Source organism: Geodermatophilus sabuli (assembly GCF_900215145.1).
Taxonomy (GTDB): domain Bacteria; phylum Actinomycetota; class Actinomycetes; order Mycobacteriales; family Geodermatophilaceae; genus Geodermatophilus; species Geodermatophilus sabuli.
On record NZ_OBDO01000007.1, the window covers coordinates 182,186 to 205,952 of the forward strand.

The 23,767-nt window shown below is 74.8% G+C and carries 23 protein-coding genes; 10 read left to right on the forward strand and 13 right to left on the reverse strand.

All coding sequences use genetic code 11. The features are described 5' to 3' along the window. Window position 1: 1 nt before the first annotated feature. The 7 genes from rnpA (at window position 2) to CRP39_RS16625 (ending at window position 5,428) form a co-directional block, all read left to right on the forward strand. Entirely contained in the window at window positions 2-385 is a 384-nt protein-coding gene (rnpA, locus tag CRP39_RS16595) for a ribonuclease P protein component (RefSeq protein WP_097207481.1), read from the forward strand. Then, entirely contained in the window at window positions 382-732 is a 351-nt protein-coding gene (yidD, locus tag CRP39_RS16600) for a membrane protein insertion efficiency factor YidD (RefSeq protein ID WP_375791628.1), read from the forward strand. Before rnpA ends, yidD begins: the two co-directional genes overlap by 4 nt. Next, entirely contained in the window at window positions 725-1,843 is a 1,119-nt protein-coding gene (gene yidC / locus CRP39_RS16605; protein ID WP_097207482.1) for a membrane protein insertase YidC, read from the forward strand. The genes yidD and yidC overlap by 8 nt, the downstream gene beginning before the upstream one ends. A gap of 97 nt (window positions 1,844-1,940) precedes the next feature. Beyond that, window positions 1,941-2,573: a Jag family protein gene (locus CRP39_RS16610; RefSeq protein WP_172442479.1), complete on the forward strand. Its 633-nt coding sequence runs from the start codon at window positions 1,941-1,943 to the stop codon at window positions 2,571-2,573. Beyond that, on the forward strand, window positions 2,570-3,229 hold the full coding sequence (rsmG, locus tag CRP39_RS16615) for a 16S rRNA (guanine(527)-N(7))-methyltransferase RsmG (protein ID WP_097207483.1): 660 nt from the start codon (window positions 2,570-2,572) through the stop codon (window positions 3,227-3,229). The genes CRP39_RS16610 and rsmG overlap by 4 nt, the downstream gene beginning before the upstream one ends. Before the next feature lie 82 nt (window positions 3,230-3,311). After that, the gene (locus CRP39_RS16620) at window positions 3,312-4,379 is read left to right on the forward strand and encodes a ParA family protein (protein WP_097207484.1); all 1,068 of its coding nucleotides are present in this window, start codon (window positions 3,312-3,314) and stop codon (window positions 4,377-4,379) included. Beyond that, the gene (locus tag CRP39_RS16625) at window positions 4,376-5,428 is read left to right on the forward strand and encodes a ParB/RepB/Spo0J family partition protein (protein ID WP_097207485.1); all 1,053 of its coding nucleotides are present in this window, start codon (window positions 4,376-4,378) and stop codon (window positions 5,426-5,428) included. The genes CRP39_RS16620 and CRP39_RS16625 overlap by 4 nt, the downstream gene beginning before the upstream one ends. Before the next feature lie 103 nt (window positions 5,429-5,531). Here CRP39_RS16625 and CRP39_RS16630 read toward each other — a convergent pair whose 3' ends face one another. The 9 genes from CRP39_RS16630 to CRP39_RS16670 all read right to left on the reverse strand — a co-directional run bounded on the left by CRP39_RS16630 (window position 5,532) and on the right by CRP39_RS16670 (window position 17,486). Then, window positions 5,532-6,527, reverse strand: coding sequence for a D-alanine--D-alanine ligase family protein (locus CRP39_RS16630; protein WP_097207486.1), 996 nt, complete (start codon window positions 6,525-6,527; stop codon window positions 5,532-5,534). Next, the gene (locus CRP39_RS16635; RefSeq protein WP_245853919.1) at window positions 6,524-7,927 is read right to left on the reverse strand and encodes an aminotransferase-like domain-containing protein; all 1,404 of its coding nucleotides are present in this window, start codon (window positions 7,925-7,927) and stop codon (window positions 6,524-6,526) included. Before CRP39_RS16635 ends, CRP39_RS16630 begins: the two co-directional genes overlap by 4 nt. 67 nt (window positions 7,928-7,994) lie before the next feature. Further along, entirely contained in the window at window positions 7,995-9,149 is a 1,155-nt protein-coding gene (locus CRP39_RS16640) for an N-acetylmuramoyl-L-alanine amidase (RefSeq protein ID WP_245853920.1), read from the reverse strand. A 131-nt stretch (window positions 9,150-9,280) separates the two neighbouring features. After that, window positions 9,281-9,607, reverse strand: coding sequence for a thioredoxin (trxA, locus tag CRP39_RS16645; RefSeq protein WP_097207487.1), 327 nt, complete (start codon window positions 9,605-9,607; stop codon window positions 9,281-9,283). Window positions 9,608-9,722: 115 nt separating this feature from the next. Next, window positions 9,723-10,739, reverse strand: coding sequence for a thioredoxin-disulfide reductase (trxB, locus tag CRP39_RS16650; RefSeq protein ID WP_216359773.1), 1,017 nt, complete (start codon window positions 10,737-10,739; stop codon window positions 9,723-9,725). A gap of 88 nt (window positions 10,740-10,827) precedes the next feature. Further along, a complete protein-coding gene (locus CRP39_RS16655; protein ID WP_097207488.1) occupies window positions 10,828-12,480 on the reverse strand; it encodes a protein kinase family protein in 1,653 nt (550 codons plus the stop codon). Between the two features lie 71 nt (window positions 12,481-12,551). Next, complete coding sequence (gene murJ / locus CRP39_RS16660; RefSeq protein WP_245853921.1) at window positions 12,552-14,381, reverse strand: murein biosynthesis integral membrane protein MurJ; 1,830 nt, start codon at window positions 14,379-14,381, stop codon at window positions 12,552-12,554. Between the two features lie 230 nt (window positions 14,382-14,611). After that, window positions 14,612-16,936: a DUF6049 family protein gene (locus CRP39_RS26930; RefSeq protein ID WP_097207490.1), complete on the reverse strand. Its 2,325-nt coding sequence runs from the start codon at window positions 16,934-16,936 to the stop codon at window positions 14,612-14,614. 73 nt (window positions 16,937-17,009) lie between these two features. Further along, complete coding sequence (locus tag CRP39_RS16670) at window positions 17,010-17,486, reverse strand: NUDIX hydrolase (RefSeq protein WP_097207491.1); 477 nt, start codon at window positions 17,484-17,486, stop codon at window positions 17,010-17,012. 42 nt (window positions 17,487-17,528) lie between these two features. On the opposite strand from CRP39_RS16670, the gene CRP39_RS16675 reads away from it, so the two are divergent. Further along, entirely contained in the window at window positions 17,529-19,016 is a 1,488-nt protein-coding gene (locus CRP39_RS16675; protein ID WP_097207492.1) for a CCA tRNA nucleotidyltransferase, read from the forward strand. 155 nt (window positions 19,017-19,171) lie between these two features. Further along, window positions 19,172-19,426, forward strand: a complete 255-nt coding sequence (locus tag CRP39_RS16680; RefSeq protein WP_097207493.1) for a hypothetical protein — start codon at window positions 19,172-19,174, stop codon at window positions 19,424-19,426. Here CRP39_RS16680 and CRP39_RS16685 read toward each other — a convergent pair. Further along, window positions 19,389-20,669: an MFS transporter gene (locus CRP39_RS16685; protein WP_097207494.1), complete on the reverse strand. Its 1,281-nt coding sequence runs from the start codon at window positions 20,667-20,669 to the stop codon at window positions 19,389-19,391. The two genes, CRP39_RS16680 and CRP39_RS16685, sit on opposite strands and share 38 nt — an antisense overlap. A gap of 117 nt (window positions 20,670-20,786) precedes the next feature. Between CRP39_RS16685 and CRP39_RS16690 the strand changes: the two genes are divergently transcribed. Next, the gene (locus CRP39_RS16690) at window positions 20,787-21,452 is read left to right on the forward strand and encodes a YqgE/AlgH family protein (protein ID WP_172442480.1); all 666 of its coding nucleotides are present in this window, start codon (window positions 20,787-20,789) and stop codon (window positions 21,450-21,452) included. A 131-nt stretch (window positions 21,453-21,583) separates the two neighbouring features. Here the strand turns inward: CRP39_RS16690 and CRP39_RS16695 are convergent, their stop codons facing one another. The 3 genes from CRP39_RS16695 to CRP39_RS16705 all read right to left on the reverse strand — a co-directional run bounded on the left by CRP39_RS16695 (window position 21,584) and on the right by CRP39_RS16705 (window position 23,757). After that, on the reverse strand, window positions 21,584-22,345 hold the full coding sequence (locus CRP39_RS16695; protein ID WP_097207495.1) for a hypothetical protein: 762 nt from the start codon (window positions 22,343-22,345) through the stop codon (window positions 21,584-21,586). A 121-nt stretch (window positions 22,346-22,466) separates the two neighbouring features. Then, window positions 22,467-22,919: a PepSY domain-containing protein gene (locus CRP39_RS16700; protein ID WP_097207496.1), complete on the reverse strand. Its 453-nt coding sequence runs from the start codon at window positions 22,917-22,919 to the stop codon at window positions 22,467-22,469. 184 nt (window positions 22,920-23,103) lie between these two features. Further along, on the reverse strand, window positions 23,104-23,757 hold the full coding sequence (locus tag CRP39_RS16705; protein WP_097207497.1) for an FHA domain-containing protein: 654 nt from the start codon (window positions 23,755-23,757) through the stop codon (window positions 23,104-23,106). Between the last annotated feature and the right edge of the window lie 10 nt (window positions 23,758-23,767).

Here is a 23,767-nt window from a genome sequence, read left to right on the forward strand (position 1 = left end):
GGTGCTGCCCGCGCAGGCACGCCTGCGCCGGCGTCCGGAGTTCACCGCGGTCGTCCGGTCCGGTCGGCGTGCCGGACGGCCGACCATGGTGCTCCACTACCTCCCCGAACGGCCCGTGACTCCGGCCGCCGGCACCGCCGGCGGGACCGGCAGTCCACGGGCCGGCTTCGTGGTGGGCAAGGCCGTGGGGAACTCCGTGGTGCGGCACCGGGTGACGCGTCGGCTGCGGGCGGTCGTCCTCGGCGAGCTGCACCGGCTACCCCCCTCGGCCGACCTCGTCGTCCGAGCGCGGCCCGAGGCGGCGACCGCCAGCTCGGTCGACCTGCGCCGCGACCTCGCCGCCGGTCTGGACCGGGTCCTCGGCTCGAGGGCCCGCACCCCGTGACCGGCACCTCGGCCACCTCCGGCGCCGCTCCCGCCGCACGCGGGCGGGGCTCCGCCGGCCGTGCCCTGCTGGGGACGGTGCGCTTCTACCAGCGGGCGATCAGCCCGGCCCTGCCACCGCGGTGCCGGTTCGCGCCCACCTGCAGCGCCTACGCCGTCGAGGCGATCGAGGTGCACGGCGCCGCCCGGGGCAGCTGGCTGGCGCTGCTCCGCCTGCTCAAGTGCGCGCCCTGGCACCCCGGGGGCTTCGACCCCGTTCCCTCAGCGAGCACCGCACCACCCGGAACCGACCGAGCCACCCCGCCGGCCCCCGCCCGGGCCCCGCAGGAGGAGTCCTCCCTTGCTTGACTGGCTGTACACCGCCATCTCGTGGGTCATGGCCCGGTGGCACTCGCTGTGGGACGTGGTCTTCGGTGACCCCGAGCCCGGGACGGGCCTGTCGGGCCTCACGTGGGCGCTGTCGATCGTCTTCCTCGTCGTCACGATCCGGCTGATCCTCTTCCCGCTGTTCGTCAAACAGATCAAGTCGCAGCGGGCGATGCAGGAGATCCAGCCGGAGATCCAGAAGCTCCGCAAGCAGTACGGCAGCGACAAGCAGGGCTTCAGCCAGGCGATGATGGCGCTGCAGAAGGAGCGGGGGGTCAACCCGCTGGCCGGCTGCCTGCCGATCCTGCCGCAGATCCCGGTCTTCCTCTCGCTGTTCCACGTCCTGCGCCGGCTCGCGCCCGGGGCGCCTGGCCTCTACGGCTGGAGCGACGAGCTCACCGACGAGGCGGCGCGCGCACCGTTCTTCGGGGCGCCCATCTCCTCCTCGTTCAACATGACCGGGGAGAAGGAGGCGGCGATCCTCGCGCTGCCGGGGGTCACCTACACCAGCATCCGGATCGTCGCCTTCGTCCTCATCGTCATCATGTGTGCGACGACGTACGTGACGCAGAAGCAGACGATGAAGCGCTCGGGGCCGGTCGAGGGCCAGGCCGCCACGGTGCAGAAGCTGCTGCTCTACGGCATGCCGATCAGCCTCTTCGTCACGGGGTTCTTCTTCCCCATCGGCGTCCTCCTGTACTGGTTCACCAACAACCTGTGGACGCTGGGCCAGCAGTTCTTCATCCTGCGCAAGATGCCGCCGCCCGGGTCACCCGCGGCCCTCGCCAAGGCGGCGGAGGACAAGCCGGCGATCGACCCGAAGACCCTCGCGCCCAAGCCCGGCGCCAAGCCGGTCCGGCCGAAGCCCGGCCGCCCCGCGGCGCCGTCGTCCACGGTCGACCCCGCCAACCCCACCGGGGACACCGCGCCGTCCGACGGCGCGACCGGCGCGAACGGCGCGAGCGGGGCGTCCGCCGCCGGGTCCAACGGCCAGGCGCCGGGTGCCAAGGGCTCGACCAACCGGCCGCGGGGGAACGCCGGCCGTGGCGGCAGTCCGGGCCCGGCGAACAGGGGCAAGCGCAAGCGCCGCTGACGGCGCCCACCGGCGTCCCTCGGACGCCCGCCGGCTCGCCGCCGGCTCCCGACCACCGGGGAAGCCCGGACGCCCGTACCGACTGGGAGGAAACGCCATGAGCGCCCCGCAGCACCCCACAGACACGGCCGCGACCGCCGAGGCGACGTCGGGTGCGGTCCTCAGCCCCGTGCCCGGCGACGCCGGCCCGGCTCAGCCCGACCTGCCCGACCCGGACGTCGACAGCGCCGACGCGGTGGTCGACCCGGCCGACACCGACGAGGACGGCGACGACCTGCTCGTCCGCGAGGGCGACGTGGCCGGGGACTACCTCGAGCGGCTGCTGGACATCCTCGACGTGGACGGCGACATCGACCTCGACGTCGAGGGTGACCGCGCCTCGGTCGCCATCGTCGGCGGCGAGCTGCAGGACCTCGTCGGACCGGACGGCTCGGTCCTGGAAGCCCTCCAGGAGCTGACCCGGCTGGCCGTTGCGCAGTCGACCGGTGTCCGCAGCCGGCTGATGCTCGACATCAGCGGGTTCCGCGCCAAGCGCCGCGCGGACCTCACCGCGCTGGCCGCGGAGGCTGCCCGCCGGGTGGCCCAGAGCCGACAGCCCGAGCGGCTGGCCGCGATGAACCCGTTCGAGCGCAAGGTCGTCCACGACGTGATCGCCGACGTCGCCGGCGTGCACAGCGAGTCGGAGGGCGAGGAGCCCAACCGCCGCGTCGTGGTCCTGCCGGACAGGTGAGCGCCTCCGCCGACGTCCCGGCCGCCCCACCGGCCCCACCCGTCGCGCGGCAGGTGTTCGGGGACGCCCTCCCCAGCGCCGAGCGGTACGTGGCCCGGCTCGCCACCGACGGCGTCACCCGCGGGCTGATCGGGCCGCGCGAGGTGCCGCGGCTGTGGGAGCGGCACGTGCTGAACAGCGCCGCCGTGGCGGAGGCGGTGCCGGAGGGTGCCCGTGTCGTGGACGTCGGCAGCGGCGCCGGCCTGCCCGGGATCCCGCTGGCGCTGGCGCGGCCGGACCTCCGGATCGCCCTGGTGGAGCCGATGGCCCGCCGCGTGGAGTTCCTGGAGGAGGTCGTCACCGAGCTCGGGGCGCCGTGGCGGGTGGTGCGCGGGCGGGCCGAGGAGCGCTCGGTGCGCACCGCCGTGGGGCCGGTCGACGTCGTCACCGCCCGCGCGGTGGCGGCGTTGCCCCGGCTGGCCTCGTGGTGCCGCGGGTTGATGCGCCCGGGCACGCTGCTGGTCGCCCTCGTCGGGGCCCGGGCCGTCGAGGAACTGCCCGCACTGGTTCCCGAGCTCGAGGCGGCGGGGATGCGGGACGTCCACGCGCGGGCTGTCGGCGCGGAGCTCGGCGACGCTGCCACTACCGTGGTGGTCATGACGCGTGGACAGCGGTGACCTCCCCTCGCTGTTCCACGTGGAACCCGTACATCTTCCCGAGCCCGTTCCACGTGAAACGGTTCGGCAGGAAGGACCCGAGATGACCGACCCGGGCCAGCGGCTGCGGAGCAGCCTCGCCGCCGATCAGGCGGTCAGTTCCGGTGCGGACTTCGACAGCCCCATCGCCATGGAGGCGATGCGCGCCACGCGGGTGCTGCACGCGGCCAACCAGGAGCCGTTCCCCCGCCCGGGGCGCATCCGGGTCATCACCATCGCCAACCAGAAGGGCGGCGTCGGCAAGACCACCTCGGCGGTCAACCTGGGGGTGGCACTGTCGCTGTACGGGCTACGGACGCTGGTCATCGACCTCGACCCGCAGGGCAACACCAGCACCGCGCTCGGCGTCGACCACAGCGTCGGGACGCCGTCGGTGTACGACGCCCTCGTCGGTGACAGCTCGCTGTCGGAGGTCGTGCACCCGACCACGGCGAGCCCGCTGCTGCTCTGCGTCCCGGCGACGATCGACCTCGCCGGCGCGGAGATCGAGCTGGTGTCCGTCGTCGCCCGTGAGTACCGGCTGCGCCGAGCGATCGAGGCCTACCTCACCGCGCTCCCGGCCGAGCAGCGGCCGCACTACGTCCTGGTGGACTGCCCGCCGTCCCTCGGCCTGCTCACGCTGAACGCGCTGGTCGCCGGGGACGAGGTGCTCATCCCCATCCAGTGCGAGTACTACGCGCTGGAGGGACTGGGCCAGCTGCTCAACAACATCGACCTGGTCCGCCAGCACCTCAACCCGGGCATCGCCGTCCGCACCATCCTGCTGACCATGTACGACGGCCGCACCAAGCTCGCCGACCAGGTGGCGGAGGAGGTCCGCAACCACTTCGGGGACCTCGTGCTCGACGCCGTCATCCCGCGCAACGTGCGGGTGTCCGAGGCGCCGGGCTACGGACAGTCGGTGCTCACCTACGACCCCGGCTCCCGCGGCTCGACGAGTTATGTCGACGCCGCCCGCGAACTGGCCGAGCGGGGCGTCTCCCTGCCGCCCCTCGCCTCCCGCTCGGGCCCCGGGATGCCCGCCGCTCCCCCGGCGCCACTGGGCGCGGCCTTCCCCGACACCGACGCGGCCGCCGTGCCCGTCCCCCCGTCCACTGAGGAGAGAGCATGACCAAGCGCGGCGGCCTGGGCCGGGGGCTCGCGGCACTGATCCCCACCAGCGCTCCACCCGTCGAGCAGCCGACGCTGCCGGACACCGAGCTCGGCGAGCGCCCGGCGGCCGCGGCGCCCTCGCCGCCCGAGGCGCCGGCCGTTCCCCCGGTGCACCTGCTGCCGCCGGCGGCCCAGGCGGCCGAGACGGTGGCCCGGCAGCGTGAGGAGACCGCGGTCGGCGTCCCCGGTGCCCAGCTGCGCGAGGTCGTCGTCACCGACGTCGCGCCCAACCCCAAGCAGCCCCGTCAGGTCTTCGACGACGAGGCGCTGGAGGAGCTCACCCACTCGGTGCGTGAGTTCGGCCTGCTGCAGCCGATCGTCGTGCGCGAGCGGGACGGCGACGCCAACGGCGGCTACGAGCTCATCATGGGCGAGCGCCGGCTGCGCGCCGCCCGCGCCGCCGGGCTGGACACCGTGCCGGCGATCGTCCGGGACACCACCGACGACGCCCTGCTCCGCGACGCCCTCCTGGAGAACATCCACCGCGTCCAGCTGAACCCGCTGGAGGAGGCGGCGGCCTACCAGCAGCTGCTGGAGGAGTTCGGCGCCACCCACGAGGAGCTGGCGCAGCGCATCGGTCGCAGCCGGTCGCAGGTCACCAACACCATCCGCCTGCTGAAGCTGCCGGTGAAGGTGCAGACGCGGGTCGCGGCCGGGGTCATCTCCGCCGGTCACGCCCGGGCGCTGCTGGGTCTGGCCGACGCCGAGGCGCAGGACGCGCTGGCCACCAGGATCGTCGCGGAGGGTCTCTCGGTTCGGGCCACGGAGGAGGCCGTCGCGATGGCCGCGGCCGAGCAGCCCTCGGCGAAGCGGCGCACCCGGCGGTTCAGCGCGCCCGGCGTCGAGGACCTCGCCGGCCGGCTCTCCGACGCCTTCGAGACCAAGGTGAAGATCCAGATCGGCCGGGCGAAGGGCCGCATCGTCGTGGAGTTCGGCTCCGTCGACGACCTGCAGCGCATCATCGGCCAGATGGCCCCGGACATCGCCGGCCGCCGCGACGAGGACTGATCAAGGATCCCCTTGCCCCTCGCCACTCGGAGGCTCGTGGTGGGACCCGGCAGGGACCCGAGGCCGGGTTACGTCACAGACGTAACCCGGCCTCGCTCGTGGTTCAGCGGGTCGACGTCGCCCGGCGGTTCAGCAGCCGGGAGAGGACGTCGCCGAGCGAGTGACCGGCCGCCTCCACCGCCATCGGGAACATCGACGTCTCGGTCAGCCCCGGGGACACGTTCACCTCGAGGAAGTGCACCTCGCCGTCCGGGCTGACGATCGCGTCGGTCCGGGACAGGTCGGCCAGCCCGAGCACGCGGTGCACCTGGACGGCGAGCTCCGCGGCCTTGGCCGCCACATCCTCCGTCACCCGGGCCGGCGCGTGGTACTCGGTGAGGCCAGGGGTGTACCGGGCGGTGTAGTCGAAGACCCCGGACTCGGGGACGATCTCCACCGCCGGCAGCGCCTGCGGCCCCTCCCCCAGGTCGACGACCGACAGGGCCAGCTCGACGCCGTCGACGAAACGCTCGACGAGCACGGTGTCCCCGTAGGCGAAGCAGCTGACCATCGCGGCGGGGAGGTCCTCGACGCGGGCCACCTTCTGCGCACCCAGCGCCGAGCCGCCCGACGCGGGCTTGACCATCAGCGGCAGGCCGAGTCGGGCCACGATGAGGTCGAGGACCGCGCCGGCACCCAGCTCGCGGAAGGTGCTGTGCGGGAGCGCCACCCAGTCCGGCGTCGTGACGCCCGCGGAGCGCACCACCGACTTCGCGGCGGGCTTGTCCCACGCCAGCCGGCAGGCCGAGGCGGGAGAGCCCACGTACGGGACGCCGGCGAGGTCGAGCACCGCGCGCAGCGCGCCGTCCTCCCCTGTGGCGCCGTGCAGCGCGATGAAGACCGCGTCGGCGGGCGCGACGGCCAGGCCGGGCAGCAGCTCGGCGTCGGCGTCGCGGATCTCGGCGTCCACGCCGGCGCGGGTGAGCTCCTCCCACACCTGGGTGCCGGACGAGAGGCTCACCTCCCGCTCGAAGTTCAGCCCACCGGCCAGGACGACGGCCCGCAGGGGGTGCGGGGCCGACGTCGACTCGGCGGCGGGTGCGGTTGCGGAGTCGCTCATGCCCGACCGTCCTCGTAGGTGTCGCTGTTGGCCGGCCCGACCATGTTCTCGGCCTCGTGCCCGGGGGTGGGCCGCGCCGCGGCGCGGAAGGTGCCGGTGTCCACCGCGTCGAAGGTGGAGTGCAGGTCCAGTTCGGCCTCGATGACGCGGGCCAGCCGGCGGACGCCCTCACGGATCTCGTCCGGCTCCGGGTAGCAGTAGGACAGCCGCATGTACTCCCGGCCGCCGCCGTCGGCGTAGAACCCGATGCCCGGTACGTAGGCGACGTGCGCGTTGACCGCGCGCGGCTGCATGAGCTTGGCGTCCAGGCCGTGCGGCAGCTTGAGCCACACGTAGAACCCGCCGTCCGGCTTGGTCCAGGTGGTGCCCGCGGGCATCAGCTGCTCCAGGGACTCCAGGGTGGCGTCGCGGCGCTCCCGGTACAGCTCGACGAAGTGCTTGATCTGCTCCCGCCACGGCTGGGTGTCCAGGTACCGGGCGACGGCGTACTGGGTGAGCGACGGCGGGCAGAGCACCTGCGCCTCGGTGGCGAGCACCAGCTTCTCGCGGACGGCGAGCGGCGCGAGCACCCAGCCGACCCGCAGCCCGGGCGAGAACGTCTTGGAGAACGAGCCCAGGTAGATGACCCGCCGGTCGTCGCGCGCCCGCAGCGCCCGCATCGGCTCCCGGTCGAAGCCGAGCAGCCCGTAGGGGTTGTCCTCGACGACCAGGAGGTCGTAGCGGTCGGCGATCTCCATGACCGCCTGGCGGCGGGGCTCGGTCAGCGTCACACCGGCCGGGTTGTGGTAGTTCGGCACCGTGTAGAGGAACTTCACCCGGTCCCCGTTGGCGCGGCACTCGATGAGCGCCTGCTCCAGGGCCTCGGGGATCAGCCCGTCGTCGTCCATCGGGACGTGCCGGACGCGGGCCTCGGCGGACTGGAAGACGCCCAGCGCACCGACGTACGAGGGCGCCTCGGCGAGGATGACGTCACCGGGGTCGACGAAGACGCGGGTGACCAGGTCCAGCCCCTGCTGGGAGCCCACGGTGACGACGACCTCGCTGGGCGAGGCGTCGGTGATGCCCTCCAGCGCCATGACGTCGCAGATCCGCTCCCGCAGTCGCGGGTCGCCCTGACCTGAGCCGTACTGCAGGGTCTGGGCCCCCATGCCGGAGACGAGCTCGCCGATCATGGAGCCGACCGCGTCCAGGGGCAGCGCGGTCACCGCGGGCATGCCGCCGGCCAGCGAGACGACCTCGGGCCGGCTGACGACCGAGAACAGTGCTCGGATCTCCGAGGTCTTCATCCCGTGGGTACGGGCCGCGTAGCGGTCCGCCAGCGGGTCCAGCCGCGGGTGACGCGGAGCCGGGTGGGGGTTCACGCCGGGGCCCGGAGGCGTGCCGGGCGGGAGGATGGCCACCTGTCGAGTGTAGGGAGGCACACAGGGTCACCGGACAGGGACACGGCGACCGGACGGACCAGTCCGCTCAGACGCGGCCGGGGAGGACGAAGGTGCCGGTGGGCGGATCGGCCTCGGCGGGCAGGAACAGCCGCTGGACGGCGGCCAGGACGGCGCTGGCGACGGTGCTGCGCAGGCGTGCGTCGAGCAGCAGCAACCGGTCCACCGGGTGGGACAGGTAGCCGCAGTCGATCCGCACCGCGGGCATGCGGCTCATCCGCAGCAGGTCCCAGGTCTTGGGGTGCGACCCCAGGTCGAGCAGGCCGGTGCGGGCCACCACCTCACGGCGCACCAGGTTGGCGAACTGCTCCCCCACGGTGGACGACGCCCCGGAGCCGGTGCCGTAGTAGTAGCTGGCCACGCCGCGGGCGTGCTCGGAGCTGTGCGCGTCGATGTGCAGGGAGAGGAACAGGTCGGCGTGGGCGTCGTTGGCGAACGCCGTGCGCTCGGCCGGCTCCGGGTTCTGCTCCCGGCCGCGGGTCAGGTAGACGGTGGCCCCGGCGGCGGCCAGCCGGCCCTCGATGCGGGAGGCGAGGTCGAGGACGAGGTCGGCCTCGGTCGTCTCACCGGCGGTGAAGCCGGTGTCGGCCCCGCCGTGCCCGGGATCGATGACGATCCGCCGGCCGATGAGGTGCGGGCCGCTCTCCACGAAGCTCGCACTCTGTCGCAGCAGCTGCGGCCGGCCGCCGGTCACCTTGCGTCCCAGCTGGCGCAGCGCACGCAGCGTCGCCGGCCCGCAGGTGCCGTCGGAGGTCAGCCCGTAGTCACGCTGGAAGGCCCGCAGACCGAGTTCGGTCTCGTAGCCGAAGACGCCGTCGACCGGGCCGGCGTCGTAGCCGAGCTCGTGCAGCCGGTCCTGCAGGTTGGTGACGTCGTCCCCGCGGATGGGCCGCTCGGGGTCGTGGTGCAGCAGCCGGTCACCCAGCGACCAGCGGGCCTCCGACAGTGCCCGGTAGGTCTCCTCCCCGACCCGGCCGTCGACGGAGAGGCCACGCACCTGCTGGAAGTACCGGACGGCGAGCTCGGTGGACGGGTCGTAGACCGTGTCCTCCAGTGCCTCGTCGCCGGGACCGCCGTTCGCGGAGGGCAGCAGGCCGAGCGCGCGCAGAGCGGCGTGCACGTCGGCCACGGCGGGGCCGCGGTCACCGGGGCCCAGGGGGTGCATGCGGCTGTCGGTTCCCATCGTGGGTCGATTGTCGTCCCCGCCCGCCGCCGTGGCCTCCCGGGGGGCACCCGGACGCGACAGGACCTCCCCGGCCGGGCGGCCGGGGAGGCCCTGGGAACGCACGTGCTGCCCCCTGGAGGGGGTGCGGCTCAGATGTAGTCGGAGAGGTCCGAGAGGATCGCACCCTTGGGCTTGGCGCCGATGATGCTCTTCACCGGCTTGCCACCCTGGAAGACGGTCATCGTGGGGATCGACATGACCTGGTAGTCACGGGCGATCTGCGGGTTCTCGTCGATGTTCAGCTTCGCGATCGTGAGCTTGTCGCCGTGCTCGGCGGCGATCTCCTCGAGGACGGGAGCGACCATCTTGCACGGACCGCACCACTCCGCCCAGAAGTCGACGAGCACGGGCTTGTCGCTGCCCAGGACGTCGTCGGCGAAGCTGGCGTCGGTGACGGTCACGGTGTTGCCTGCCATGGTCGTTCTCCTCGTGGTTCGTGGCTGGGATGTGGCCCGGCAGGGGTAACCCCCCGGAGCGGCCGTCTATGCCCCAGCGGGGTGGGTGCCCCGGATCACCCGGCGGCGAACGCGCTCAGCGCTCGCCGAAGGACTCGGCCAGGTACCGCTCGGCGTCGATCGCCGCGGCGGCGCCGGTGCCGGCGGAGGTGATGGCCTGCCGGTAGATGTGGTCGACGACGTCGCCACAGGCGAAGACCCCGTCGATGTTGGTGCGGGTGGTGGGGTGCTCCACCTGGATGTAGCCCTCGTCGTCCAGCTTGAGCTGACCGGCGAAGATCTCGCTGCGCGGGTCGTGGCCGATCGCCACGAAGACGCCGCTGACCGGCATGGTCTCGGTGTCGCCGCTCTCCACGTCGGTGAGCTGGACGCCGGCGACGGTCTCCTCGCCGAGGACGTCGGTGACCTGCTTGCCGAGGGCCCAGCGGATCTTCTCGTTGTCCTGGGCGCGCTTCTGCATGATCTTCGAGGCGCGCAGCTCCTGCCGGCGGTGCACCACGGTCACCGTCTTGGCGAAGCGGGTGAGGAAGGTCGCCTCCTCCATCGCGGAGTCGCCGCCGCCGACCACGACGATGTCCTGGTCGCGGAAGAAGAACCCGTCACAGGTGGCACAGGCGGACACGCCGCGGCCCAGCAGCCGGGCCTCGTTGTCCAGGCCCAGGTACCGGTACTTCGAGCCGGTGGCCACGATGACGGCGTGGGCGCGGTGGACCTCGTCGCCGACCTTGACGATCTTCGGCTCGGCCGTGAGGTCGACCTCGCTGACGTCGCGGGCCACCAGCTCGGCGCCGAAGCGCTCGGCCTGCTGGCGCATGTCCATCATCAGCTGCGGGCCCTGGATGCCCTCGGCGAAGCCCGGGAAGTTCTCGACCTCGGTGGTGGTCATCAGCGCGCCGCCGAACTGCGAACCCTCGAACACCAGCGGGTGGAGGTTGGCGCGGGCGGCGTAGACGGCGGCGGTGTAGCCCGCCGGGCCCGACCCGATGATGATCAGGTCGCGGATGCCGTCGTGCTCGGCCGGCGGGATCGCGGGGTTCCCGCCGGTCGTCACGGCGGGGCCGGGGGTCGGGTGGTCTGAGGTCACGGGCGGCACAACGTGGATGGTAGGAGCCGCATTCCCCTGTGAGCAGCGCCGCATTCCAACGGACGGAAGGTTCTGCGCCGCACCCGAGGCGCTGCGATCAGCCCGCGGGCTGGGGGGCGACCTCGGCGATGTCGGCGGAGAAACCGTCGTCGGAGGGCACCAGGCCGGTGACCCACACCAGCACGTACCGGGTGGTGACCGGCTCGTCGAAGGCGAGGTCGGTGGTCTCGTCCAGCTCGCCGGAGGCGACCACGTCGAAGCCCTCGAGCCCGGCGTCGGGCTCCTCGCCGACCCGCACCTCGACGGTCGCCCCGGGGGTGGTCGTGGTGAGGGCGACGCCGGCCAGGGCCTGCTCGCTGCCGAGGTCGTAGACGATGCCGACGCCGTCCTTGAGGTTGCCGAAGGCCGGCGAGCCGCGGTAGGTCAGCGTCGACCAGGTGGTCGCGGGGTCGCCGTCGAAGGACAGCGGGATGTCGTCGACGTTCTCCGGCTCGCCGTCGCCGCCGGGGTCCAGCACGGTGCCGGAGACGATCGTCGCGGGCGGCCCGGCGGGGGCGGGCGTGTCGTCCTCGGCGGGGGCGCTGCTGGCCGGCGGTGCCGACGTCGCGCCACTCCCTCCTTCCACGGAGTCGGCCACCGACAGCACGCTGGAGCCGAACCACCAGGCGAGGGCCACGACGATCGCGAGAGCGGCCAGCGGCAGGCCGATGACCAGCAGCCGCCGCCGCGCGGGCGACGGCCCGTCGCCGTCCCCGGGCTCGACAGCGGCGTCCTCGTCGTAGCCCGGGTCGTCGTAGTCGTCGTAGTCGTCGTCGCTTTCGAAGGCACCGGCCAGCGGCAGCAGGTCCTCCTCGGCGTCGTCGCCGCGCGGAGCGGGCACCGGCGGGCGGCCCCGGGCGTCGAGCCGCCGCGGCGCTCCGGGCCCGGCGGCGTTCATGGTCGGCGCGGAGTCGTCGGCGCCGTCGTCGTCCCGGCGCTCCCGCAGCCGGCGCAGCCAGCCGCTGTCGGTCTCGTCGCTTCCGCGGATCGGCTCGGAGACGTGCCCGCCGCGCGGCCGCTCGGCCAGCAGCGCGGCCATCGCCGCGACGCTGGACAGGCCCGCGCCGGGCTCGGTGGAGCGGGCGCGCCGCACCAGGGCGGCGAGGTCGGGGGCCATGGCCGGGCTCCGCCCGGGAGGAGGCGGCTCGCCGGGACGGCGGCCGGTGAGGCAGTACTCGAGCAGCTCGGCGAGCGCGGTGATGTCGCCCTGCATCGTGCCGCTGGCGGCGGGCACGGCACGCAGGCCGACCAGGCCGTTGGGCCGCAGGACGACGGTCTCGGGGGTGAGCCCACCGACGGCCAGCCCGACGCGGTGCGCCTCGGCCACGCCCTCGGCCAGCCGGCGCAGGACGGTGCGCGCCTCGCGGTCGGGCATCGGGCCGTCGGCCAGCCGCTCGGCGAGGGTCTGCCCCTCGATCCACTCGTTGACGACGTAGGCCGCGCCACCGGGAGCGGTGCCCCCGCTGCCCTCCGCCGCGTCGTACACCATGGCCAGGGCGGGCGTGGCCAGCCCGCCCGCGGTGAGCGCCCGGGTGATCCAGTCGCGGGCCGCCGCGCCGCCGGGGGTGTGCACCCGGATCGCGACGTCGCGGTTGAGGATGCGGTCCTTGGCGCGCCAGCAGCGGATGACGCCGGTGGCGGTGTTCTCCGCCGGGCCCACCTCGTCCAGCGGGCGGTACCGGTCGGGGAGACCGGTGGTCGTGGACGTCATCGACGCGGCCGACCCCCAGTCCAGTCCCGGCCGGCGGCTGGGTTGCCCCGGCGAGGGCGTCGCCGGGGTGCTCACCCGCGCCCCAACCGGGCCCTGACGGCGGCCAGGGGCTCACGGACCTCGGGAACTCGAGCGAGCACCAGCCCTGCCAGGGCCACGACGCCGATCACCACGGTACCGATCAGCAGGGTGCCGAGCGAGCCCGCGACCGACGAGCCGAGAGCGTCCTCCGTCACCAGGACCGTCACCCAGCCCAGCAGGGCGGCGACGGCGGAGGCGGCGGCGATGCGCAGTACCGGCCCCAGCGTCTCCCGTCCGCGCAGGGCGCCGATCCGCCGGCTCAGGGCCAGGTGGCCCAGCACCCACCCGACCACGTACGTGACGCTGGTGACCAGCATCAGCCCGGCCACCACGTGCTCGGGGCCGACGACGACCGGCACCAGCAGGAGCAGCGGCACCCGGACGGCGACCATGCCGAGCTGGATGAGCGTCGGGGTGCGGGCGTCCTTCATGGCATAGAAGACGCGCAACTGGAGCAGCGTGACGGCCATGGGCAGCAGGCCGAAGGCGCCGACGGCCAGCGCCGCCCCGATGGCCTGCGCCTCCTCGACGCTGGTGTTGCCGCGGGCGAAGGCCACCGTCGCCAGGGCGGGACCCAGCACCGTGAGGGCAGCGGTGACCGGCAGCAGGCCGAGGGCCGACAGCCGGGTCCCGAGGGCGAGGTCCTGCACCACCCCGGGGACGTCGGACCGCGCGGCCGCCCGGCTCATCCGCGGTAGCAGCGCCGTCAGCAACGCCACGCCGATGATCCCGTAGGGCATGTGGAACAGCAGGCTGGCGATGGCGAAGGCGCTGGAGCCCAGCCCGCCGGCGCGGCCGGCCGCGTTGGCGATCCGGGTGGCGACGACGACGCCGACCGCGCTCACCGCGCTGTACCCGATCACCCACAGGCCGAGGGTGCCGGCTTCGCGCAGGCCGGTGTTCCGCAGGCCCCAGCGCGGCCGCACCGGAACCCCGGCCCGGCCCAGCAGCGGCAGGAGCACGAGCGCCTGCGCCGCGATGCCCAGGGTGGTGCCGCCGCCGAGCAACCACACCTGGGCCGGGGTGATCGTGGCCGGGGTGAGGTCGCCGGGTCCGGTGGCGGCGACGAACAGCACGCCGGTGGTGATGACGACGACGTTGTTGAGGACCGGCGCCCAGGCCGGTGGCCCGAAGACCCCGCGCGAGTTGAGGATCGCCTGGGCCAGGGCGCCGACGCCGTAGAACACGATCTCGACCAGCAGGATCCGGGCCAGCCAGTTGGCCAGCCGGACCTGCTCGGGGTCGCCCTGGATGCCGTACAGCGCGGTGAGGGCCGGCGCGATCGCGACCGCGATCGCCGTCACCACGACCAGCCCGGCGACGGCGATCGTCGACAACCGCTGGGCGTAGGCGGTGCCGCCGTCGCGGTCCCGTTCCTGGGCGTGCACCAGCAGCGGCACGATCACCGAGGTCAGGACTCCGCCGAGCAGCAGCTCGTAGACGATGTTGGGGAGCGTGTTGGCGGTGTTGTAGGCGTCGTTGACCAGCCCCACACCCAGCGCCGCGGCGAGCACCATGGTGCGCAGCAGACCGGTGACCCGGGAGACGAGCGTGGCCACGGCCATGGTGCCGGCCGCGCGGAGGATGCCGCGGCTGGCACCGGGCGCGCCCTCCCTGGCATCGAGGTCCTCGTCGCTCTCGTCGACCGGGCGCGGCACCGCCGGCAGCACCGGGATGAGCTGGGTGTCGTCGGGCCCGGGCACCCAGCGCGCGGCACGCGGCCGCGGCGGCGGCACCGGGGGCAGCGGCCGGGCCCGGGACGCCGGCGGCGGGACGGGCGGCTGGGCCGGGCCCGGTGCCGGCCGCTGCGGGTCGGGCACCCGCGGGTACGGCGGCGGGGGCAGCGGCAGGGCTGGCGGCGTCCCCGGACCGGGTACCGGCGGCGGACCCGCCGGGCGGTCGGCTGCCGGGTGGCCGGTCGTGGGGCGGTCGGCGTTCGACCGGTCGGTGGCGGACCGGTCGGCCGTCGGGCGGGAGGCCGGGGGGACCGGAGGCAGCGGGATCCGGCGCTGCCGCTCGTCCACGGGCCCGTCACCCCGGCCGGCCGGGGTCACACCGGGCTCCGCGTCGGCGGCAGCGGCTGCGGCTGCGGCTGCTCGGCCGCAGCCTCGGGGCCACGCCGGCGGCGCAGCAGGAACCGCACCAGGCGGCGGAGGAACAGCAGCCCGAGCAACGCCGCCGCGCCGATCGTGATGATCAGGGAGATCGACCCGTACGCGGTGCTCTTGACCTGCAGTTCCACCGGGTCGCCGAGCGGACCGCCGTCGGGGGTGGTCAGCGTGGCGACGACGCCGAAGCGGCCGGACTGGCTCACCGCGGCCGGCACCTGCAGCGTCGTCCGCTGCCCGGGGGCGAGCACCTGCGCGCCGATGTCGTCGATGGTGATGGCGGCGTTCCCCCTCGGCTGCACGCGCAGCAACACCCGGACGGCGAACGGCAGGTCGTTGCGGACGGTGAGCACCAGCGGGGCGTCCCCCGAGCCGAGGCTGTAGGTGCCGTCGGCCGGGGACAACAGCGTGACCCGCTCCCGGAGCTGCCCGAGCGTGGTCAGCAGCTCCGCCGCGCCGGTGTCGAAGGCCGCCGGGTCGTCCCGCCACGCGGCGGACACGGCCCGGGCGACCGCGGCGTCGTACGGCGCCAGCGTGGTGCCGGGGTCCTCCACCACCGCGCCGGCCAGGTCGTCGCGGACGCCGACCGCCGTCACGACGTCGGCCAGCCCCGCGGCCTCCAGCCCGCCGGGCGCGTCCGGTGAGCCGAGCTCGCCGGTGGCCGCCGTGGGGCCGTCGCCGAGCTGGGAGACCGTCGCCGGGCGCAGCCACGGCAGCTGGGCGGCGGCGGCCATCATGGCCGCGACGCCGCCGGGATCGGGGTCCACCTCGCGGGTGGGGGCGACGAGGACCGTCTGCCCGGCAGGGTCACCGGAGGCGCTCAGGGCGAGCAGGGACAGCTCGGCCAGGTACCGCTGCTCGGCGACCCGCGCGCCACCCGCGGCCGGAGGCGCCGCGCCGGCCAGCCCGCTGAGGCCGCTGTCGGCCACCAGCGCCTCGACCTCACCGCTCTCGACCGGGACCGTCGTCCGGGCCGCGGCGCCACCGCCGTCGAGACCGAGCGCCGCGGTGCCGTCGGTGAGGCCGTCGGGCGAGAGCACCAGCTCCCGGACCCCGCCGGCCTGCAGGGTGGCCAGGGTGTCGGGGCGCACCGAGCCGCCCACGGCCCACGCCAGGTCGGTGCGTGGCTCGATCCCGAGGGTGTCGCGCAGGATCTGCGCGCCGGCGCCGGTGCCGTCGCCGGCCTCCGCCGGGGGCGGTACCTCCCCGGTCGCGGTGGCGGGCGCGGGCGCGTCCGGGTCGTCCTGAGCCGTCCCGTCCGGGGTGCCCGGCAGGCTGCGCGTGACCACGTCGGAGAGGCCCGCGGCGGTCAGGGCGTCGGCGTCCACGTCGCCGTAGGGCAGGGCGGCCACCGGGTGGTCGGCGGCGACGGCCCGCAACCGGTCGAGGAACTCCGCGGCCTCCTCGGTGCCCTGCCCGGCGTCGTCCTGCTCGCCGACGTCGTAGGGGCCGGCGGCCATCAGCTCCAGCTCCTCGACCAGGGCGGGGTCGACGGCGAGGGTCACCCGCACGGCCGGGGACGGTTCCCCGCCCTCGGGCGGAGCGGTCTCCGGCAGCCGCTCGACGGCGGCCAGGACCCGGTCCAGCCGGCCGCCGTCCTCCACGGCGTCGGCCAGGCCGTCGTCGGCGAACCGGCCGGCGGCGTCCCGGTGGGTGCGCTCCACCAGTGGCCACAGCCAGGCGACGCCGGTCGTCGCGGTCGGCTGCGCCGGGGGCTGCACCAGGAACGTGGACAGCTCGCCCACCCGGCGGCGCTCCCCGTCGGATGCCATGCCGTTGAGGTTGAGCAGCACCGGGTAGACGCCGTCCCGGTCGATCTGCAGCTCGGCGACGGTGGTCGTGAGCGCGAACGCGAGCGACCCACCCGGGCGCAGCTCCCCGGGGACGGGCTGGAACGGTGTCGCGACGCCGGTGACGGGGTCGCGGTCGGCGTCGGTGGCCTGCAGCGCGGCCCGGCTCTGGAGCACCTCGCCCCGCTGGAGCCGGACCTCGAGCCCGGTGAGCGCCTCGGACCCGGTGTTGGTCAGCGTGCCGCCGATGGTGACGACGGCGTCGGGGGTCAGCGCCCGCGGGTCGATGCGGGTCACCTCCACCTGCACCGGCCGGACGGTGGCGTCGTCCTCGCTCACCGGCGCCGGGTCACCCGGCGCGGCCGCGGCTGCGGGCACCGGGGCCAGGCCCACGAGGGGAGCGGCCAGCAACCCGGCCAGGACGGCGCACAGCGGCGCGCCCCGGCCGCCGGTGCTCCCGGCAGCCGGCCGGGTCACGACAGCTCCTCGCCGGCGCCCGTCATCGCTTCGGCCCCGGCGTCGTGCCCCGTGCGGAAGGGTCGCGACCCGCTCACGCGCTGTCGGCGAGGAGCGCCGGTGCCCGCTCGACGAGGGCGCGCTCGTCGGCGTAGGCGAGCCGGTCGCTGAGCTCGTCGAGGGGTACCCAGGCGACCTCGGTCACCTCGATGTCGGCGTCGGACAGGGCTCCTCCGATGGCGCGGAGCAGGAAGTGGTGCACGGTCTTGTGCACCCGGCGGCCGTCGGCGACGAACCAGAAGTCGATGATGCCCAGCGGGGCGACGACCTCACCGATGATGCCGGTCTCCTCGGCCACCTCACGGACGGCGGTGTCCTCGGGGGTCTCGCCCTCCTCGATGTGCCCCTTGGGCAGGGACCACAGCAGCCGGCCGCGGCGGTCGGTGCGGCCGATCAGGGCCGCGCGCGGCCCGGTGACGGGGTCGTCAGCGACCACCAGGCCCCCGGCAGAGGTCTCGTCGACCCGGCGCAACCGACGGCCGGGGCGCCCTCGACCACCCGTCCCAGCCATGCCAGGAGGGTAGCGCGCGGCACGGCACTACCCTGGGTCGTCGTGTCCGGTCAGCCGCCAAGTCGTCCCCCGGTCGCCGAGCCGGTGCCGCCCGCCGTCCAGGAGACCGTGCGGGAGCTGGTCGACGTCTCCCCCGTGCTGACGCGGGTCGGCGAGCACTTCACCCGGGCCGGTTTCGAGGTGCACCTGGTCGGCGGCTCGGTCCGTGACGCGCTGCTGGCCGCCGGGTCCGACGCGCCGCGCACCCCGGGCGACCTCGACCTCACCACCGACGCCCACCCGGAGCAGGTGCTGGACCTGCTGCGCGGCGTCGCCAGTTCCACGTGGAACACCGGCATCGCGTTCGGCACGGTGGGTGCGGAGGTCTCCGGCGTCCGGCTGGAGATCACCACGTTCCGCGCCGACCGCTACGACCGGGAGTCGCGCAACCCGGAGGTCGCCTGGGGCAGCTCGCTGGTCGACGACCTCTCCCGGCGCGACTTCACCGTCAACGCCATGGCGGTCTCCCTCGGGCCGGACCGCACCGTGACCGACCCCTACGGCGGGCTGGGCGACCTGCTCGCCCGGCGGCTGCGCACCCCCGGTGCCGCCGTCGACTCCTTCGCCGACGACCCGCTGCGGATGCTGCGCGCCGTCCGGTTCGTCGCCCAGCTCGGGCTGACGCCGGACGACGACGTGGTGGAGGCGATGACCTCCCTCGCCGGCGAGCTGGCCCGGATCACGCCGGAGCGGGTGCAGGTCGAGCTGTCCAAGACGCTGCTGCAGGACTCCCCGCGGGCGGCGCTGGAGCTGTTCGTCTCCACCGGGCTGGCCGACGTCGTCCTGCCGGAGCTCGCGGCGCTGCGGATGGAGATCGACGAGCACCACCAGCACAAGGACGTCTACAGCCACTCCCTGACGGTGCTGGACCAGGCGATCGAGCTGGAGCGGGCCGACGGCACCGTCACCGAGCCGGACCTGGTGCTGCGGCTGGCGGCGCTGCTGCACGACATCGGCAAGCCCGCCACGCGTCGTCACGAACCCCGGGGGCGGGTGTCGTTCCACCACCACGAGGTGGTCGGCGCGAAGCTGGTACGCAAGCGGCTGGCCGCGCTGCGGTATCCCAAGGACGTCACCGAGGCCGTCGCCCGGCTCACCTTCCTGCACCTGCGCTTCCACGGCTACGGCCGGGGCGAGTGGACCGACTCCGCCGTCCGCCGGTACGTCACCGACGCCGGGGACCTCCTGCCCCGCCTGCACAAGCTGGTTCGCTCGGACTGCACGACCCGCAACAAGCGGCGGGCGGCGGCGCTGTCGGCCACCTACGACTCGCTGGAGCAGCGGATCGCCGAGCTGACGGCGGCCGAGGACCTCGCCCGCGTGCGCCCGGACCTCGACGGCAACGCCATCATGGAGATCCTCGGGATCCCGCCGGGCCGGGAGGTCGGCGAGGCCTGGAAGCACCTGAAGGAGCTGCGGCTGGAGCGTGGCCCCCTCGACCGCGACGAGGCCGAGGCCGAGCTCCGCGCCTGGTGGGCCGCCCGCCCCTGACCCGCGGAGTGCGAGCGCGCAGGAAACCTCGCTCCTCAGCCTCCGCTGTGGATGACGCCAGCGAGGTCGCCCGCGGGTGGTCCAGCCTTCTCCGGTGCACCTGCAGCCGATCGACCACAGAGGTCTCCAGGTCGCGCCCACCGGCCCGAGCAGCGGTGGACGTCGCCATCACCTCCCGCCGCCGGGCCGACACCGATCACGTCGTCGCTGACGTCCTGCAGCGTGGGCTGTGCACGGTGCGGCAGCTCGAGGACGAGGCGGCCGCGCTCGCCCGCCGACTGACGCCCTGGCTGCAGGCGGCGATCGCGGATGCACGGCGGGGCATGAGTCATGCGGGCTCGAACTGGCGCCCCTCGTCGCCTGACCGGAGGCTCAGCGTGCAGGAAACTTCGCCTGTGGCACTCCGCTGAGGACGGCGGTCAGGGCGTAGACGGCGCCGACGGTGACGACCAGTGCGGCCGAGACGCCCGATGCGGGCAGCAGGAACGCCGCTGCCACGAGCGCGACCACGTAGCTGACGTTGACCAGTGTGTCGTAGACGGAGAACACCCGGCCGCGGAAGTCGTCCTCCACCGACTCCTGCAGGGTCGCGTCGACGCAGATCTTGACCCCCTGGCCCACGAACCCGAGCACGAGACCCGCCAGGACGACGGTCGGTGCGAGGGCGGGCAGCCCGAGAGCGACCAGCAGCGGCCCGGCGACGGCCAGCAGCAGGGTCACCCAGCGGGAGCGGCCGAGCCGGCGCACGGCCGCGGGGGTGACCGCGGCGGCGAGCAGGGTGCCGCCCGCGCCCGCGGCCACCACGACGCCCAGCCCGCCGAGCCCACCCGGCACCGGCCCCCAGGCGTCGAGGGTGTTGCGGAACAGCAGCAGCGTCATCAGCGTGACCAGGCCGAAGCACAGCCGGTGGGCGGTGATCACCGCGAGCGCGACGACGGCGGGCGGGCGGGCCCACGCGTGCCGCGCGCCGGCCACCATCCCGGCGCCGACCGCGCGCATCGACAGGGACGCCGCCCGGGTCGCGGAGTCCGGGCCGAGGTACCGGCGGTCGAAGCCGCCGGCCGCGCGCGCCGAGGCCAGGTACGGCAGGGCCGCCGCCAGCGTCATCACCGCGTACGCGCCGTCGCCCGCGCCGGCGAGAGGCAGCAACGCGACGGCGACCGCGCCCCCCACGACGGTGGCCACCGCGCCGGACGTCGTCGACAGGGCGTTGGCCGGCACCAGGGACGGCTCGTCGGTCGTGTGCGGCAGGGACGCCGACAGGGCGGAGAGGAGGAACCGGCTGACCGAGAAGACCGCCAGGCCGATGAGGAGGAACGGCAGCCCGGAGACGCCACCCCAGACCAGCACCGCCAGCAGCCCGACCAGGGCGGATCGGACGAGGTTGGCCCGCAGCAGCACCTGGCGGCGGCTCCAACGGTCCAGCCAGACACCCGCGAACGGGCCGACGAGGGAGTAGGGCAGGAGGAGGACGGCGAACCCGGCGGCGACGTCGAGCGGATCGGCCGCGCGCTGCGGGTTGAACAGCAGCGTCCCGGCGAGGGCGGCCTGCAGCACGCCGTCCCCGGACTGCGCCGTGAGGCGCGTGAGGAGCAGCCGGCGGAAGTCGGATCGCACCAGCAGGTGGCGCACGGTGGTCCCCGCGTCGCGCACGCCGTCACCCTACGGTGGCCGTGCCCTGCCACAGGGTGGACGACGGGCCGCGACGGCCGATCCCAGGGGGGCCGCCGCGCCCACCCCGGTGCCGCCGGGTGAGGCACACTGGGTGCGATGACTCCCCCGCCCTCGTCCGAACCCGAACCCGGGCGTCCGACGCGCCCGGCGACGGGGCGACGCCGGGCGCACGCGGTCCCGGCGCTGTCGATCGGCAGCCTGGACGACGTCCATCCGGGCTCCCTGCTCGTGGCGATGCCCGCGCTGACCGACCCGACCTTCGCCGGGACGGTGGTGTTCGTGCTCGACCACAGCGACACCGGCACGCTGGGCGTCGTCCTGGGCCGGCCCAGCCAGGTGGAGATCCGCGACGTCCTGCCCGGCTGGTGCGACCTCGCCGTCGAACCGGGGGTGTTCCACGTGGGCGGTCCCTGCGAGACCGACACCGCGCTGTGCCTGGCGGTCTGTCCCGGGATCACCCCGGCGCCCGACAGCGGTCTGCGCCAGGTGGCCGGCGACGTCCACCTGGTCGACCTCGACGCCGAGCCCGACGAGCTCGACGGGCAGGTGCGCGGCCTGCGGGTCTTCGCCGGCTACGCGGGCTGGTCGCCGGGGCAGCTGGCCGGTGAGGTCGCCGAGGGCGCGTGGGCGTGCGTGCCCGGCACCCCGGACGACGTGCTCAGCGAGCTGGCCGGCCCCGACCTGTGGCGTCGGGTCATGGGCCGGCAGACCGGCCGGCTGGCGGTGCTGTCCACGGCACCGGCCGACCCGTCGGTCAACTGACGGTCACGATTTCGCCGCCGGGGTCGGCGCCGCCGGGCGGCGTCTGGTAGGAAGACCTCGGGAAGGGGCGGTCTGGGGAAGAGGCCGCCCCTTCCCGCATGTCCGGGGCCGGGTGCCCCGGGCGGGGCCGCTCAGAGGCCGATCGTCTCCGTGATCTCCGGGTGGGCCGCCGCGTCGACGGTCTGCTCCGCCACCGGCACCTCGATCTGCCGCGGGCCGTGGTCGGACAGCGTCACCGTCACGTCGTGGTCCTGGCCGGGGAGCCGGGTGAGGAACTGCACGAGCAGGTCGCTGGAGCTGTCCACGGCCACCGACCAGCCGGAGTCCGACGCGTAGACCGCCGTCAGGTCGCCGTCGACCGAGCGCTCGCCCTGCCAGGTGTAGTCCTCGCCCCGGAACGCCCCCGGGTCGTCGGCCTCCTCGGCGGAGAGGTTGAGCACCAGCCGCACCAGCACGTCGGTGAGCGGGGACTCCTCGCCGGTGGCCAGGGGCCGGCGCACGTACGGGGCCTCCGGCAGCCCCGCCGCCGTCAGGGCCGCACCGAGCCCGGGCACGTCGCCGAACCAGACCGCCTCGGGCGTGAAGAACAGCGTGCGGGTGTCGTCGGGCCGGCCGTCACCGTAGGCGGTCACCGCCTGGGCCCGGCCGACCTCGCCGGTGAAGTCGACCTCGCCGGTCAGCGTCAGGACGGTGTCCTCGCCGTACGGCGCGGTCACGACCACGTCCGCGCCGCCCTCCTCCTGGTTGCGCGCCAGCAGCTGCGCCAGGACGTCGGCCTCGGCCGCGGTCACGGCGTCCCCGGCCTGCCGTTCGCCGTCGCCGCCGGAGCACCCGGTGAGCAGGGCGAGGACCAGCGCCAGGGCCGGGAGCTGCGGACGGCGGCGCGGCGGCATGCGGCCCAGCGTAGGCAGCCGGCCGGGGCGGCACCCTCCGCGCAACGCGACAGGGCCCGTCCCCCACCTCGGGGGACGGGCCCTGTCGGCGGGCGGCCGGCGCCCGGTGTCGCCGCCGGGCTCAGCTGCCGTCCCAGTCGTCGTCGGTCGCGATGCTGGTGACCTGTCCGGTCACGGTGTCCACCTCGACCTCGGTGGCCGTGTAGTTGTCGTGCAGCACGGTCACGTCGTAGCGGGATCCGGTCGGCTCGAGGTCCTCGTCCACCTCGACGACGCGGCCGGGCGGCGCGACCTGCAGGGCGACCTCCTTGGCCTGCTCCAGGGTCAGCGGGGTGGTCAGGGGCGTCCCGGCCGGCGGGGTGGTGCCCGGCCCGCCCGGCACCTCGGGCCCGGCCGGGGCGGCCGGGTCGGCGGGGGCGACCGGCGTGGTCGTGACACTCGCGACGCGGGGCAGGTACGACGAGTCCGCGCCCGCGGAGCCGAGCGTGTACGCGCCGAACCCGATGCCGGCGCAGACGGCGATGGCGGCAGCGAACCCGATGACCCGGCGGGAGGGTGCAGATGGACGACGCATGAGGAGGTCCTTCCTGGTCAGGCTGCCCGGGTCCTGGCGACCCGCGCGATGTCCTGCCCAGAACTGTCGGGGCCGGCGAGCGCCGTCAGTAGCCACCCTGGGTGGCGGATGACCCCACCTGGGCGTCGTCGGTGCACACCTGCGGGCGCGCCTCGGCAGCGGGGGACGGCGCGGCGAGGAGGGGCTACAGGTCCCGGCGGTTGACGAGGCCGAGGCCGAGGACCCGCTCGACCAGCTTGACCCGCTTCTGGTTCTGCGGCAGGTCCTCGATCTGGAACTTCTGGAACAGCGTGCGCAGGTGGGTCTTCACCGCGTCGACGCTGAGGAACAGCTCATCGGCGATCTGCTGGTTGGACGCCGGGGTGGCGTAGGGCTCCTCGTGCTTGTACGGCCGGCACAGCGCGATGACGATCTGTCGCTGGGTCGGGGACAGGGACGCCGCGGTGACCAGCTGCTCCCCCACCTTGGTGAGCTGGGTCGACCCGCGGTGGGTGTCGCGGAAGCGGAAGGACGTCGAGCCGAGCACGAACGTGTCGCCGTCGTGCAGCCTGCGGCGGCCGTTGATCCGGTCCCCGTTGAGGTAGGTGCCGTTCCGGGACAGTCCGTCGTCGACGAGCGCCCAGTCGGAACCGACGCGGTCGAGACCGGCGTGCACCCGTGAGACCCGCTCGTCCCAGGCCAGCCGGACGTCACACCCGGAGCCGCGCCCGATCGTCAGCGACGACCGGCCCTCGAGGGGGACGAACTGCTGCGCCCCGGTGTCGTCCCGGTACACCAGGACCGCCCCGTCGGCGCCGGCCCACTGCCGCGGCCCGCCACCGTCGCCCGGGCCGGTCATCGCCCACCCA